This window comes from Streptomyces sp. NPDC054834 (assembly GCF_053611185.1).
Map to the genome: position 1 here is coordinate 21176 of NZ_JBSGZV010000020.1, position 13749 is coordinate 34924.

The window sequence follows — 13749 nt, forward strand, 5'->3', positions numbered from 1 at the left end:
TCCATCTCCCGCTCGCGCACCTGCTTGCGCAAGGCCGCGACCTCCGCGTCCTTCGTGGACTCGGCGACCGCCTCGGGCCGCTCTGCCTTGTCCGCATCTGGACTACCCGGCCGGCCTCGCCCACCACCTGATGGTTTCAGCTCGAACGGTCCGCACGGAACTGCTCGGCTTCCGTGTGACAGCAGGGTCCGATGGGGTTAGCGTTCGGAGTGAGTCAGCGGAACGACTCCACCCGCGGGAGGCGAAGTGTCGTGGTCGCCGACAGGGCTGACGCGCTGACCGTTCACAGACTGCGAGCCGGGGACGAGGTCACGTTCGTGGCGATCATCAAGGCGTGGTCTCCGGGAATGCTCAGGCGGGCGCGGTACTACGTGAAGACGGTTCAGTCGGCCGAGGACGTCGTCCAGGACACGTGGCTCGCCGTCCTGGCGGGGCTGGATGGGTTCAGGGAGCTGTCCTCGCTGCGGACGTGGGTGCTGGGAATTCTGGTGCACAAGGCGAAGTCCTGCGCCCTCCGCGAGTGCAAAGTGGTCCCGACCGCCGCGTTCGACGGCCATGAAGCCGGTCCCACGGTCTCCCCGGGCCGATTCCGGGGGCCGGATGACCGGTGGCCGGGTCATTGGAAGGTCCTTCCGGAGCGGTGGCCCGCGAAGCCCGAGGACGAGCTGTTGACCGGAGAGCTCCGCCGTCGGATGGGGCGTGCGTTGGAGAGCCTGCCGCAGAGACAGCGGGAGGTGATTGAGCTGCGGGACGTGTGCGGCTACTCGGCGGACGAGACGTGCTGGATGCTCGAGATCTCCGCGGTGAACCAGAGGGTCCTGCTGCACCGGGCGCGTGCGCGCATGCGGGTCGGCATCGAGGAGTACTTCCGGAGCGAGGGGGCGGGGAGAGGCGATGGCTGACGGGGAGGGTCCGTTGCGCGACGCAGGTGGAACCGGTGACCGACGACCTCGAGGGCGTGCTTGATCCACCTTCCCGGTGCGGCCGGTGCGGCCGCTTGCGGGAGCGGACGACGTCGGCCACCCCCACGGTCCGTCGGTTCGTTCGTCGGTCACCGGTCGGCCGGGGCCCGGGATGTAACGCCCGACCGGGGCCGAGGGACTCAACCCCACGGGCCATTTCGTACGGAGGAGGGCGACATGCGCGACCTGCGGGTGGATGTCGTGGTGGTAGGAGCGGGACCGGCCGGGGAGAACGCGGCGGGACGCTGCGCTGACGCCGGGCTGTCGGTCGCCGTCGTGGAACGGCAGCTGGTGGGAGGGGAGTGCTCCTACTGGGGCTGCATCCCGAGCAAGACGTTGATACGTCCCGGCGACGTGCTGGCGGCCGCTCGCCGCGTTCCGGGGGCGGCTGAGGCGGTCACCGGGGGAGTCGACGCGCGGGACGCATTCGCCCAGCGCGACTACATGACGGGTCACTGGGACGACAGCGGGCAGGAGAAGTGGCTCGCCGATCGCAGCATCACGCTGCTACGCGGGCCCGGGCGGCTCGCCGGGGAACGCCTGGTCGAGGTGGCCGCGGAGGACGGTGACACAACGCGAGTGAGGGCCGGCCGCGCCGTGGTGCTGGCAACCGGCACCACGGCGCTGATACCCCCGGTGGACGGCTTGCGGGAGATCCGGGTGTGGGACAACCGGGGCGCCACTGCCGCGAAGGAGCTCCCGGCCCGTCTGCTGGTCCTCGGCGGCGGGGCGATCGGTGCCGAGCTGGCCCAGGGCTTCCACCGGCTCGGCTGCCCGGACGTCACGGTTGTGGAGGGGACCGACCGGCTGGTCCCCCGAGAGGAGCCCTTCGCCGGCGAGGAGCTGCGGACCGCCTTCGAAACCGAGGGCATCACCGTCATCACCGGTGTCCTGCTGGAGAGTGTCCGCCGAGAGCCCCCCGACGCGCCCGTGGAGGCCACGCTCGCCGACGGGCGGCACCTGGTGGCCGACGAGATCCTGGTCGCGGTCGGACGCCGCCCGGCGACAGCGGATCTCGGACTGGAGACCGTCGGGCTGCGGCCGGGGCGCTTCGTGGAGGTCGATGACCTGATGAGGGCGACCGGCGTGCCCGGCGGTTGGCTCTACGCGATCGGGGACTGCAACGGCCGCGCCCTGCTCACCCACATGGGCAAGTACCAGGGCCGGATCGCAGGTGACGTCATAGCCGGCAAGGACGCACTCGCCGCCACCGATGTGGTCCCGAGGGTCACCTTCACCGACCCGCAGGTCGCCGCCGTGGGGCTGACCGAGGCGCAGGCCCGCGAGCAGCGACTGCCAGTGCGGGCCGTCACGTACGGGATCGGCGACGTGCCCGGTTCGTACGTGCAGGGCAACGGGCTGGGCGGCACCGGCATGCTCGTGGTGGACACCGAGCGGCGGATCGTCGTGGGCGCCACCTTCACGGGTCAGTACGTCCAGGAACTGCTGCATTCCGCGACTGTTGCCGTGGTGGGCCGGCTGCCGCTGGAGGTACTGGGGCAAGCGGTCCCCTCCTTCCCGACGGTGAGTGAGGTGTGGCTGCACCTGCTGGAGCAGTGCGGCGTGTGAGGGAGTCCCGGCATGCCTGATGTGTCGTTCGCGAATCTCTTCGCGGTCACCCTCGTCGCGCTGTTGGCGCCGTTCCTGCTCGGACTCGTGCCGCGGCTGCGGATCCCGGCGGTCGTGCTGGAGATCGTGGCGGGCATCGTCCTGGGGTCGTCCGGCCTGGGCTGGATCAAGGCCGACCTTCCGGTGCAGATCGTCTCCCTTCTCGGCCTGGCCTTCCTGTTGTTCCTGGCGGGGCTGGAGATCGACGTTCATCGGCTGCGCGGGCCCCTGCTCGGGTCCGCCCTGCTCGGTTACGGGATCACCCTGGTTCTCGGCGTCGCGGCCGGGCTGGCTTTCGGCGCGGCCGGTTGGGTGCACAGCCCCCTGCTGATCGCGGTGACACTGTCGGCCACCTCTTTGGGACTGGTGGTGCCCGTACTCCAGGACGCGGAATGCGCGGGGCTGCTCTCGGTGCTGCTGTTCCCGGTCTCCGCACTCGCGCTGCTACGGGACCGGACACTGTCGCCCGAGGCCCACGCCCCGATGGATCCTCACGGGATGGGCGAGGCGATGTGAGGGGGACGGGAAGCCTGCATCCCGTCCCCTCACCGATTTCGAGTGACTCGGTGTCACCGGAGGGGATCAGGATGCGGCGATCTCCACGAAGACCTTGATGGCGCCCGGTGAGCCGAGGGCGGCAAGAGCCTCGTCGTAGTGGTCCAGCCCGCGGACCGGGTGGGTGAGCAGGCGGGAGAGCCAGCCCGGGTACTGGGCCTCGGCCACGGCGAGGTCCCGGACGCCTGCCTCGAAGTGTTCGCGGTTGGCGTTGACGGTACCGAACATCACCTTGTTGCCGAGCACGAAGTCCAGGTTGATGGCGTCCGAGGGTACTTCGCTCCGGCGCATGCCTCCGGTGACGCTGGACAGGACGAGGATCCCGTTCTTGGCCACCAGGTGGCACATGGCGTCGAAGACGATGGGGGAGTAGCCGGTCGCCTCGAAGACCAGGTCGTACCCGCCGGTCTCCGCGGCGTTCTGCGCCAGGGACTGCTGTTTGGTGCTGAGGTAAGTGGCGCCGAGGGCCTCGACGAGGTCGGAGTTGAGGTAGGGCCGCTCGTCCAGGCCGAAGGTGGTGACCTCGAGGCCGCGGTTGCGCAGGATCATGGTCGCGAGCAGTCCGATGGTTCCCGCGCCGAGTACGGCCGCACGGCGCGGCTGCCAGACCTTCAGACGGCGCTGGATCTCGTAGGCTTCCAGGACGCCCTTCTCCGCCACGCTCGTGGGCTCCAGCAGGACGGCCACCTGTTCGAGGCGCTGAGGCACCTTGATGAGGTAGCGGGGATCCTCGACGTAGTACTCGGTGAGGAAGCCGTCGACCCGGCTGATGCCGTGCTCGAAATAGGCGTCGTCCGTGGTCATGTCAGGCGTGTCGATGAGGTCGTAGACGCTGCCCCCGGCCCGTCGGACCCGGGCGACGACGTAGTCGCCGGGCGCGAACTCGGTGACGGCGGGACCCACATCGTCCACCACGCCGAGGCTTTCGTGGCCGGTGATCAGGAAGTCCTGTCCGGCGGGGGCGGCACCGTACTCGCCGGCGTTGATCTCCTTGTCCGTGCCGTCCAGACCGAGCCGGAGGATGCGGACCATGACTCCCCGACCGTCGGGGATGTCGTCGAGGGCCGGCTTGCGGACGTCGACGAGGTGTGCGCTGCCGGCTTTTCCGGGGAGGACGCCGATGGCTTTCATGGTGTTCGTGTTCCTCTCACAAGCAGTGCCGGCCGCCGCGGACGTCGTCGCCGAACGCCGCGCGTGTCTGCGGCCAGGAAGCGGTTCCGGTGAGCGGCCCGGGCCGCCGACGGCCGCGGCTACGGCGTCCTCGGCGCGCTCCGTGCCGCGGTCCGTGCCGCGGTCCATGGGCGTCGCCCCGCTTCCGGAAACGGAGGGGGATCCGTGGACACGCCGCTCGGGCGTTGTGTAACGGCAGTCCAGGAAGTGGCAGGCGTACGCGTCGTCGTGGATGAGCTTTCCGCAGGCCACCGTGTGCCGGCGCCGGCGGTACAGCACCGCGGCGGCCAGCGCACCTGCCAGAGGCGCGAGCAGGTACACCCACAGTCCTGACCAAGTGGCGCCCACGAGTGCCGGTCCCAGGCTGCGGGCGGGATTGAGGCTGGTGCCGGACACCGGTGCCTCGACGAAGACCAGCGTGGCCACCAGCAGCCCGGCCGCCGCGGCCGTGAAGGGCATCAGACGTGGCCGGTCCACCAGATTCAGGATGAGCGCCACCAGCAGGAACGTGGCCACGGCCTCAGCCGCCAGGGAGGCCCAGACGCCACCGATCCCGGGGACGGTCGCACCGAGACGTACGTCGGCCGCCCAACCGCCCCACAGGAGCGCGACGAGCACTGTGCCGAGGAGCGCGCCCGCCGTCTGGGCCAGTGCGTATCCGGCGGCGCCGCGCCTGGTGATCTTGCCCAGACGGTAGAACGCGAGGGTGACGGCGGGGTTGATGTGTCCTCCGCTGACGCGCCCGAGCGGGGAGTAGACGATCAGGGTGGCCGAGCCGGCGAACAGCACACCGGTCAGCAGCCGGCGTAGGTCCTCGCTCGGAACGGCGGCGACGACGGGCGAGGCGGGAGCGAACCCGACGACGACCGCGCTGAGCCCCGCGAGGAGCAGCAGCGCGGTGCCGGTGAACTCGGCGGCCATCTCACGCCATCCCATCACGGTGCGGCTCCTCAGGCCGTCACGGGCCGGCGCGCCTGGCTGATCGCCCAGGCGGCGTTGACGAGGCCGATGTGGCTGAATGCCTGGGGGAAGTTGCCGAGCAGTTCACCGGTGGCCGGGTCGACCTCCTCGGCGAGCAGGCCGACGTCGTTGACATAGCCGGCCGCCCGCTCGAAAACGGTCCGGGCCCGGTCGGACTGCCCGGACAGGGCCATCGCCTGGGCCAGCCAGAAGGTGCACAGCAGGAAGGTGCCCTCCTCGCCGGCGAGGCCGTCGACTCCGCCCTCCGTGCGGTAGCGGTAGACCAGTCCCGCGTCGTCGGTCAGCTTCTCGGCCGTGGCGTCGATGGTGGCGAGCATCCGGGGGTCGTCTGCCGGCAGGAAGCCGACGATCGGCATCATCAGGTTCGAGGCGTCGAGAGCCGTGGAGCCGAAGTACTGGGTGAACGCGCTCGCCTCCTCGCTCCAGCCCTCGCGGAGCACGGTGTCGCGGATCTCCTCCCGAGTCCGCAGCCACGCCGCGACCTTGGCCTGCGGAGCGCCGAGACGGTCCGCGAGGCGGATGGCTCGATCCAGTGCCGTCCAGCACATGACCTTCGAATACAGGAAGTGACGGGGCTCGCCCCGCACCTCCCAGATGCCCTGGTCCTTCTCCATCCAGCGTTCGGCGGCCGTGTCGGCACAGGTGACGAGGAAGCGCCGGGTGTCGTCGTCGATGCTTTCCAGTTGGTCCGCCAGCCGGTCAGCGGCGTCCAGCAACTCACCGTAGACGTCGATCTGTTGCTGGCTCCACGCGCCGTTTCCGACCCGGACCGGCCGGCTGTTCCGCCAGCCGCGCAGATGGGGCAGGGTGCGCTCGGACAGGTCGTGCTCGCCCCCCACCCCGAACATGATCTGCAGGGACCTGTCCTTGCTCAAAGAAGGCGCGGCGGTCGCCAGGAAGGCGAAGAAGTCATGTGCCTCGTCCGGGCAGGCGGCGACCCAGAGGGCTTCCATGGTGAGGGACGCGTCGCGTACCCAGGTGAAGCGGTAGTCCCAGTTCCGCTCACCGCCCGCGCCCTCGGGGAGCGACGTGGTGGCGGCGGCCACGATGGCGCCGCTGGGCTGGAAGGACAGTGCCTGCAACACCCGGCCGCTGTGGTGCACCAGGTCCCGCCAGGGTCCGTCGTAGGCCTGGTGCAGATCGGACCATGACCGCCATGCGGCGATCGTCGACTCCAGCCGATCGGCGAGTTCCTCCTGGGGCCACACGTGCGCGGGTGTCTCCTCCAGCGTGGAGCGGTGCATCCCGAAGTACAGCGACTCGCCGGTACGAACGGAGAACGCGGCCCGGGCGGATGCGTCGTCGGTGACGCTCACCGCCGTGGGCGTGGTCAGTACCAGCCATTCGGCGCCTCCCCGCGATGTCACGCCGCCCTGCGTCAGGGACAGGAGGGGAGCGATCAGTCCGTACTCCGGGCGGGGCCGGTAGATCATTTCGACCGGCACCTCGCCCTCCGTGCCGGAGAGTCTGCGGGCCAGCAGCCGCGGCACTCCGACCCCGAGCCGGTGGCCGCCGTTGTCCGGGCCCACCAGCAGGGCATCGGTCAGCACCACCGTCCCCGAGGCGGTGCGGAACGTCGTCTCCAGCACCATCGTCCGCTCCAGGTAGCGGCGCGAAACCTCATGGGGGACCGAGGGCCGGATCGACCAGTGCCCGGCCTCCTCGTCCAGCAGCCGCGCGAACACCGCGGGGCTGTCGAAACGGGGGAAACACAACCAGTCGACCGAACCGTCCCGGGTGATCAGGGCGGCGGAATGACGGTCGGAGATCAGTGCGTAATCGGAGATCGCGATCGAACTCATGGCTGCTCCCACAAACGGCGTCGACACCATGGAGTCCGTCGGGAGGCTCAGACGTTACGCGGCGGCCCCGGGAACCTGTGACACGCCGCCGTCGGCCGTTGAACCGTGCAGGAGGAGCGGGTGCTCCGGTTCACGCCTCCGCCCGCCGGCACCACGAGGCGACGGCGCTCGACAGGAGCAGGAGTGCGGCAGGCACGGCCGCGCGTTCAGTCGATCAGGCGGACGAGTTCCGCGAGGTCCTCCGCGGCGACGGAGGGCCCGGTCAGCGACGACGGGTAGACCGTGACGCCGCGCCGGAGCCAGGCGCCGGCCAGCCCTGCCCGCTGGGCGCCGTCGACGTCCCATGGGTGGACGGCCACCAGCATGGCCTGGTCGGGGCGGACACCGGCCCGTTCGACGACGTAGTGGTACGCCCACGGGTGCGGTTTCCACCGGCGAGGGCCGGTCACGTCCCACAGACCTTCGAAGGAGTCCCGCACACCTGCCTTGTTCAGAAGTCTCTCGGTGAGGGCGGTGCTGCCGTTGGTCATCGTCACCAGCCGGTATCCGGCGGCGCGCAGCTCCCGCACTCCCGACGGCACGTCGGAATGGACCTCCAGTTCAGCGAATCCGGACACGACGTGGCCGACCGCGGCTTCCCGATCGGAGGGCCGACGCGGCAGCCGTGCGAGCAGGCCACGCAGATTGTCGTGGGCCAGGTCCGCGAAGTCCGCGTAGCCGCCGGCCGCGGCGAGCGCGAACCCGTCGCGGAGGATGCCGGCGAACCACAGGGGCATCAGGTCGCCGGGGGCGCCGACCTCCTCGAGCCGGCCACGCAGCGGCGTCAGGTCACTGAGGGTCTCGTTCACGTCGAAAACCAGTAGCGATGGCCGGTTGGCGGACATGGCGTCCTCCCGCGAGACGGGTCGTACGAGGTACTGGAGCCAGTCTGCCCGGCGCGCCCACGAATCGCTGGAAACGGCGGACAGCACCTGCGTGAAGGCGCACAGGACGTCGACATCTTCTGGTCCTGCTCGCCTCGTTCGCCCTCACCGGCCATGCCGTGGCGCGTCTGTTCTCCGTCCGGCCGCTGGCTCTGAGCAATCGTCAGGAAAGTCAGCAATCGGTCAGTGTGAGTCCTGGAACACCTGGCGACAGCTGACCGAACATGCGAATCGTTGTAGCCTCCGAGGACCGCCCTTGACCTGCAATAAGCAGGCAGGGAGCAGACAAACCGGGAGTTTCTCCATGCTTCGTACAATGTTCAAGTCCAAGATCCACCGCGCCACCGTCACCCAGGCCGACCTGCACTACGTGGGATCGGTGACCATCGACGCCGACGTGCTCGACGCCGCCGACCTGCTGCCCGGTGAGCTCGTGCACATCGTCGACATCACCAACGGCGCGCGCCTGGAGACGTACGTCATCCAGGGCGAGCGCGGATCGGGGGTCATCGGGATCAACGGGGCCGCCGCGCATCTCGTGCACCCCGGGGATCTGGTGATCATCATCAGTTACGCTCAGGTGACCGACGCCGAGGCGCGGGCGCTGGAGCCGCGGGTCGTGCACGTCGACCGCGACAACCGGATCGTGGCCCTGGGCGCGGACCCGTCCGAGCCGGTGCCGGGCTCGGACCAGCAGCGCAGCCCGCAGGCCGTACCGGCCTGACCGACGCCATCAGGAGTGTGCCCATGAGCGACATCGACATCCGCGACGACCGGGCGGCCGGGCGCCTCGAGGCGGTGGCCGGCGGTGAAGTCGTCGGGCACATCGAGTACTTCGTCCTCGACGCCCCGGAGCGGGCGCTCGTGCCCGTGCACACGATCGTGGAACCGGCCCACGAGGGGAAGGGCATCGCCGGCTCCCTCGCCCGCGAGCTCTACGCCATCGCCGGGCAGGAGGGCGTCCCGGTGGCGCCGCTGTGCCCGTACGTCGTCAAGTGGGCCGAGCGGCACCCGGACGTCGCCCCGACGCCCGACCCGGAACTGCTGGGCGCCGCGAAGGCGTGGCTGGTGGCGCACCCGGGCCGGTTCTGAGGGATGAGGGAGGGGCACCCACCGGCCCTCCGCCACACCCCCGGCGGGTGAGTGGCGCAGCGGGCACCGGGTAGGCGGGGGAGTAGTCCAGAGCCCATGTCGAGTGACTGGCCGGAGGACACCATGACGAACCCGTACCCCGACCCGGCCCGGCCCGGACCGGCGCCGGTTCCGGACCCGCAGCACCCGGAACCGCCGCCGAACCCGGTCCCGCCTCCCGAGCCGTCCCCCGCTCCCGCACCGTCCCCGGTCCCGGGGCCGAGCCCGGTTCCGCAGCCGCCGCCCGAGCCGGGCGGCCCGCCGGAGCCCTCGCCGTCCCCGGTCCCGCCCGGCCCCGAGCCGGTTCCGGACCCCGAGCCGGGACCGCCGCTGACCTGACCCGGCGGGGGACGAACACGCCGGTGGGCGGCCACCCGGGCCGCCCACCTCTGCGTACGTCCTCCTGCCGGGAGGCCTACGCGGACACCTCCGAGCGGTCCCCGCCCCACAGCGTGTGGAAGGAGCCGTCCCGGTCGACCCGACGGTAGGTGTGCGCACCGAAGAAGTCCCGCTGGCCCTGGGTGAGCGCGGCGGGCAGACGCTCGGCGCGCAGGGCGTCGTAGTAGGCGAGGGCGGCGGCGAAGCCGGGGGTGGCCACACCCTGCCGGGTCGCGGCGATGATCACCTCGCGCCAGTCGTCCTGGGCGTCCGCGATCTCCTGCGCGAAGGTCTCGTCCGACAGCAGGCTCGGCAGGTCGGGCCGTGCGTCGTACGCGGCACGGATGCGGTCCAGGAAGGCCGCCCGGATGATGCAGCCGCCGCGCCAGATCGCGGAGACCGCGCCGAGGTCGATGTCCCAGCCGTACTCCGCGCGCGCCGCGTCGATCTCGTGGAAGCCCTGCGTGTACGACACGATCTTCGACGCGTAGAGCGCCTGTTCCACCCGGTCCGCGAAGGCCCCGGCCTCCGCCTCGCTCAGCGGCGACGCCGTCGGCCCGGCCAGCCCGCGCGAGGCCTCGCGCAGAGCCGCGTGCCCGGAGAGCGAGCGGGCGAAGACCGCCTCGGCGATGCCGGAGACCGGTACACCGAGGTCGAGCGCGATCTGCACGGTCCAGCGGCCGGTGCCCTTCTGCTCGGCCTGGTCGACCACCACGTCCACGAACGGCTTGCCCGTCGCGGCGTCGACGTGGGACAGCACCTCGGCGGTGATCTCGATCAGGTAGGAGTCCAGCCGGCCCTGGTTCCAGGTGCGGAAGATGTCCGCGATCTGCGCGGGGGAGTACCCGGCGACATCGCGCAGCAGCTGGTACGCCTCGCCGATCAGCTGCATGTCGGCGTACTCGATGCCGTTGTGCACCATCTTCACGAAGTGACCGGCGCCGTCCGGGCCGACATGCGTCACACAGGGCGCCCCGTCCGCCGCCTTCGCCGAGATCTTCTCCAGCATCGGGCCGAGCGAGTCGTACGACTCCTTCGGGCCGCCCGGCATGATGCTCGGGCCGTGCAGTGCGCCCTCCTCGCCGCCGGAGACGCCCATGCCGACGAAGTGGATGCCCTGCTCGCGCAGCGCCTTCTCCCGGCGGCGGGTGTCCGCGAAGTGCGCGTTGCCACCGTCGATGATCATGTCACCGGGCTCCAGGAGCGGGGCGAACTCCTCGATCACCGCGTCCGTCGGATCACCGGCCTTGACCATGATGACCAGTCGGCGCGGCCGCTCCAGTGCCGCCACGAACTCCTTGGCGGTCTCGGCCGCGATGAAGTCGCCCTCGTCCCCGAACTCCTCCACCAGGGCGTGCGTGCGCGACGCCGTCCGGTTGTGCAGCGCGACCGTGTAGCCGTTGCGCGCGAAGTTCCGGGCCAGGTTGCGGCCCATCACCGCGAGTCCCGTGACGCCGATCTGGGCTGAAGTGCTCATACCGCATGCTCCCTAACTACCTCGTGAGTACGGCCCTGCCAGTATTGCCGCAGTGGTGCCCTCAGCCCATCCTGACGTGCCGCTACGGCGGGCGCACATCCGCCCCGCCAGGTTTGATTACGCACGGAAGGCACCCCTCGCCTCACCGCGCCTTCGGACCGTCCGGAAGCAGTCCGGGCAAGTGGGGGCCGATTCCTGGCCACTTGGACGCCGTAGGCGGCCGATTGCCGTCTTGTCATGGCCTGTTCGCAGCGCTTACTTTTGCCGCTCCTGACGCATGGCTAGGGGGCTTGAGACATGGCCGTACGCGGCCGGCACCGCCGGTATCAGCCGAACAGGATCAACCGCGCCTCGCTCACCGTCACCGCCGGCGGCGCGGGCCTCGCCATCCCCCTCGTCGCCGCCGGCAGCGCGGACGCGGCGGACGCTGCCACCTGGAACAAGGTCGCCGCGTGCGAGTCCAGCGGCAACTGGAGCATCAACACGGGCAACGGCTACTACGGCGGGCTCCAGTTCACCCAGTCCACCTGGGAGGCCTACGGAGGCACCGCGTACGCGGCCCGCGCCGACCTGGCCACCCGGGACCAGCAGATAGCCGTCGCCGAGAAGGTCCTCGACGGGCAGGGACCCGGCGCCTGGCCGGTCTGCTCGGTACACGCCGGCCTCAGCCGGGGCGGCGGCACGCCCGGCGTCCACCCGGACGGCGCCGCGGCCCGCCCGGCGAAGACCACGCACAGCTCCGTGAAGGACGTCCAGCCGCAGACGACTCCGCAGTCCCGCGCGGGCAAGGCCGAGATGTACACGGTGGTGCACGGAGACACGCTCTCCCAGATCGCCACCGAGCAGCACCTGCCGGGCGGCTGGCAGCGGCTGTACGCCGGTAACCGCACGACCGTCGGATCAGATCCCGACCTGATCATCCCCGGGCAGCGGCTGAGCCTGCACGCCAAGGCGTCCCCGGCCGCCGACACCCGCGCCCCGGCCAAGTCGGCGAAGAAGAAGGAGCCTTCGCAGAAGAAGGCGCCCACGCACCACAGCCACTCCACGTCCACGAGCAGCCACTCGATCGTCGCCCCCGTCGCCGCCGCCACGGGCACGCCCTACCACGCCGCCGGTTCGCACTGGTCGAAGGGCTACCACACCGGCGTCGACTTCCCCGTGCCCACCGGCACCTCCGTCAAGGCGGTCGCGGCCGGTCATGTGGTCGCCGCGGGCTGGGGCGGCTCGTTCGGCTACCAGGTCGTGATCCGGCACTCCGACGGCCGCTACACGCAGTACGCCCATCTGTCGGCCATCTCCGTGAAGGCCGGCCAGTCGGTGAGCGGTGGCCAGCGCATCGGCCGCTCGGGGGCCACCGGAAACGTCACGGGACCGCATCTGCACTTCGAGGTGCGGACGGGGCCCGGTTTCGGTACGGACGTCGACCCGGTCGCCTACCTCCGGGCCGGCGGCGTCAGGATCTGACCCGCGCGCGGTGCCGTTCGAGCACCGGCAGCGGGACGTACAGGCCCGCGTAGGAGGCGGGGATCAGGATCTCGATGTCGTCGGCCAGGCTCTCGACGTCGTCCGGGACGGTGTCCGGCACGACGGCGTCCGCCAGTACGGCGTCGACGGCGTCGACCTGGGCCGCGTCGCCCAGGGGCTCCGAGGTGCGCTGCTGGGGAAACGCCAGGGCCCCCTCCCCGAGGTCGCCGAGCGGTGACACCGGCTCGGCGACCCTGTCGGCCGCGGGCTCCGGCACCAGCTCGGGTGCCGACGACAGCTCCGGCCCGGCCACGGCCTCCGCCGCCGTCTCGTCGGCGTGCGGAGCGTGCTCCAGCCGTTCCGTCGTCAGCAGGATCAGGCCACCGGCCGCCACCACCCCGCAGCTCAGGGCGAGGGCGGTACCCGTGGCGCCGTACCGGAAGGTTTCGCCGAACATCGTGATGCCGACCGCGGCGGCCAGCACGGGGTTGACCACCGTGAGTGTGGCGAGCGGCGCCGTGAGGCCGCCGCCCCGGTAGGCGGCCTGCGACAGCAGCACGCCGGCGACGGCGAAGACGCCGATCATCCCCAGGGAGGGCAGGTCCGCCGCCGAGACCCCGTCGGTCCAGTCGACCGCGACGGTCTTGGTGAACACCGACGACATGCCGAAGGCTATGCCGGAGCCGGTGGCGAGCAGCAGGCTGCGTACCGCCGGGTGCCGGTGCGCGGCGCGGCCGGCGATCATCAGCGCGACGACCGCCCCGCCGGTGACCAGCGCGACGCCGACCCGCTGGGCCGCGTCCAGCGCGTGACCGTCGGAGGTGCCGACGAGGGAGAGCAGGCCGGCCAGGCCTACGGTGGCCATGACGGCACCGCGCCAGGCGGTCGCCCCGGCCCTGCGGCCGACGAACAGGGCGGCCATGGGCAGCGCGAAGACGATGGTCAGCGCGCCCAGCGGCTGCACCAGGCTGAGCGGACCGTAGGCCAGCGCGACGACGTGCAGCACTCCGCCGAGGCCGTTCAGCGCGAGCGCCGCCCACCAACTCGGGCGGCGCAGCGGCGCGTACTGCCCGTCGGGGGAAGCCAGCGCCACCTGCTCCTGCACGATCGCCCCGCCCGCGTACGCGACGGCGGAGACGAACGACAGCAGCACGGACAACGCGAGGGCGCTCATCAACGGCTCCTCTGCGTGGGGCGGGGGCCCGGGGCCCGGCGTGGCGAACGGTCGGCTTCCATGAGGAACACTCTGCCCGCTCGGGTTCTTCCCGTCGTCGTCCCTGAGCAGGCGATGGGTCCTA

General features: G+C 71.2%; 12 protein-coding genes. 7 read left to right on the plus strand and 5 right to left on the minus strand.

Annotated features, from left to right (window positions below; genetic code table 11):
- Nucleotides 1–251 precede the first annotated feature (251 nt).
- The 3 genes from ACWGJM_RS25545 to ACWGJM_RS25555 all read left to right on the plus strand — a co-directional run bounded on the left by ACWGJM_RS25545 (nt 252) and on the right by ACWGJM_RS25555 (nt 3086).
- A complete protein-coding gene (locus ACWGJM_RS25545; RefSeq protein WP_453414025.1) occupies nt 252–902 on the plus strand; it encodes an RNA polymerase sigma factor in 651 nt (216 codons plus the stop codon).
- 237 nt (nt 903–1139) lie between these two features.
- Complete coding sequence (locus ACWGJM_RS25550; protein WP_453414026.1) at nt 1140–2531, plus strand: dihydrolipoyl dehydrogenase family protein; 1392 nt, start codon at nt 1140–1142, stop codon at nt 2529–2531.
- A gap of 12 nt (nt 2532–2543) precedes the next feature.
- Nucleotides 2544–3086: a cation:proton antiporter domain-containing protein gene (locus tag ACWGJM_RS25555; RefSeq protein ID WP_453414027.1), complete on the plus strand. Its 543-nt coding sequence runs from the start codon at nt 2544–2546 to the stop codon at nt 3084–3086.
- Between the two features lie 66 nt (nt 3087–3152).
- On the opposite strand, the gene ACWGJM_RS25560 is transcribed toward ACWGJM_RS25555, so the two are convergent.
- The 3 genes from ACWGJM_RS25560 to ACWGJM_RS25570 all read right to left on the minus strand — a co-directional run bounded on the left by ACWGJM_RS25560 (nt 3153) and on the right by ACWGJM_RS25570 (nt 7962).
- Nucleotides 3153–5231 (minus strand): aquaporin, encoded by a 2079-nt coding sequence (locus tag ACWGJM_RS25560; protein WP_453414136.1) that lies wholly within the window; start codon nt 5229–5231, stop codon nt 3153–3155.
- A gap of 14 nt (nt 5232–5245) precedes the next feature.
- Complete coding sequence (locus ACWGJM_RS25565) at nt 5246–7078, minus strand: glycoside hydrolase family 15 protein (protein WP_453414028.1); 1833 nt, start codon at nt 7076–7078, stop codon at nt 5246–5248.
- A gap of 206 nt (nt 7079–7284) precedes the next feature.
- Nucleotides 7285–7962 carry a haloacid dehalogenase type II gene (locus ACWGJM_RS25570; protein WP_453414029.1) on the minus strand — a complete coding sequence of 226 codons (678 nt, stop codon included), beginning with the start codon at nt 7960–7962 and terminating at the stop codon, nt 7285–7287.
- A 343-nt stretch (nt 7963–8305) separates the two neighbouring features.
- Here ACWGJM_RS25570 and panD point away from each other — a divergent pair, with 343 nt between their 5' ends.
- From panD to ACWGJM_RS25585, 3 genes are all read left to right on the plus strand, one after another.
- Entirely contained in the window at nt 8306–8725 is a 420-nt protein-coding gene (panD, locus tag ACWGJM_RS25575) for an aspartate 1-decarboxylase (RefSeq protein ID WP_453414030.1), read from the plus strand.
- 23 nt (nt 8726–8748) lie between these two features.
- A complete protein-coding gene (locus ACWGJM_RS25580) occupies nt 8749–9093 on the plus strand; it encodes a GNAT family N-acetyltransferase (protein ID WP_453414031.1) in 345 nt (114 codons plus the stop codon).
- Nucleotides 9094–9189: 96 nt separating this feature from the next.
- A complete protein-coding gene (locus tag ACWGJM_RS25585) occupies nt 9190–9471 on the plus strand; it encodes a hypothetical protein (RefSeq protein ID WP_453414032.1) in 282 nt (93 codons plus the stop codon).
- Nucleotides 9472–9547: 76 nt separating this feature from the next.
- On the opposite strand, the gene gndA is transcribed toward ACWGJM_RS25585, so the two are convergent.
- Nucleotides 9548–10987 (minus strand): NADP-dependent phosphogluconate dehydrogenase, encoded by a 1440-nt coding sequence (gndA, locus tag ACWGJM_RS25590; RefSeq protein ID WP_453414033.1) that lies wholly within the window; start codon nt 10985–10987, stop codon nt 9548–9550.
- Between the two features lie 297 nt (nt 10988–11284).
- Between gndA and ACWGJM_RS25595 the strand changes: the two genes are divergently transcribed.
- Complete coding sequence (locus tag ACWGJM_RS25595; protein ID WP_453414034.1) at nt 11285–12451, plus strand: transglycosylase family protein; 1167 nt, start codon at nt 11285–11287, stop codon at nt 12449–12451.
- Here ACWGJM_RS25595 and ACWGJM_RS25600 read toward each other — a convergent pair.
- Entirely contained in the window at nt 12441–13625 is a 1185-nt protein-coding gene (locus ACWGJM_RS25600; protein ID WP_453414035.1) for a DMT family transporter, read from the minus strand. The two genes, ACWGJM_RS25595 and ACWGJM_RS25600, sit on opposite strands and share 11 nt — an antisense overlap.
- Nucleotides 13626–13749: the final 124 nt, after the last annotated feature.

What these genes read in the sequence shown, in the direction of transcription:
- ACWGJM_RS25550 (WP_453414026.1), top strand. Translation starts at nt 1,140, where the DNA reads ATGCGCGACCTGCGGGTGGATGTCGTGGTGGTAGGAGCGGGACCGGCC.
- ACWGJM_RS25565 (WP_453414028.1), bottom strand. Translation starts at nt 7,078, where the DNA reads ATGAGTTCGATCGCGATCTCCGATTACGCACTGATCTCCGACCGTCAT.
- ACWGJM_RS25585 (WP_453414032.1), top strand. Translation starts at nt 9,190, where the DNA reads ATGTCGAGTGACTGGCCGGAGGACACCATGACGAACCCGTACCCCGAC.
- gndA (WP_453414033.1), bottom strand. Translation starts at nt 10,987, where the DNA reads ATGAGCACTTCAGCCCAGATCGGCGTCACGGGACTCGCGGTGATGGGC.
- panD (WP_453414030.1), top strand. Translation starts at nt 8,306, where the DNA reads ATGCTTCGTACAATGTTCAAGTCCAAGATCCACCGCGCCACCGTCACC.
- ACWGJM_RS25555 (WP_453414027.1), top strand. Translation starts at nt 2,544, where the DNA reads ATGCCTGATGTGTCGTTCGCGAATCTCTTCGCGGTCACCCTCGTCGCG.
- ACWGJM_RS25580 (WP_453414031.1), top strand. Translation starts at nt 8,749, where the DNA reads ATGAGCGACATCGACATCCGCGACGACCGGGCGGCCGGGCGCCTCGAG.
- ACWGJM_RS25595 (WP_453414034.1), top strand. Translation starts at nt 11,285, where the DNA reads ATGGCCGTACGCGGCCGGCACCGCCGGTATCAGCCGAACAGGATCAAC.
- ACWGJM_RS25570 (WP_453414029.1), bottom strand. Translation starts at nt 7,962, where the DNA reads ATGTCCGCCAACCGGCCATCGCTACTGGTTTTCGACGTGAACGAGACC.
- ACWGJM_RS25600 (WP_453414035.1), bottom strand. Translation starts at nt 13,625, where the DNA reads ATGAGCGCCCTCGCGTTGTCCGTGCTGCTGTCGTTCGTCTCCGCCGTC.
- ACWGJM_RS25560 (WP_453414136.1), bottom strand. Translation starts at nt 5,231, where the DNA reads ATGGGATGGCGTGAGATGGCCGCCGAGTTCACCGGCACCGCGCTGCTG.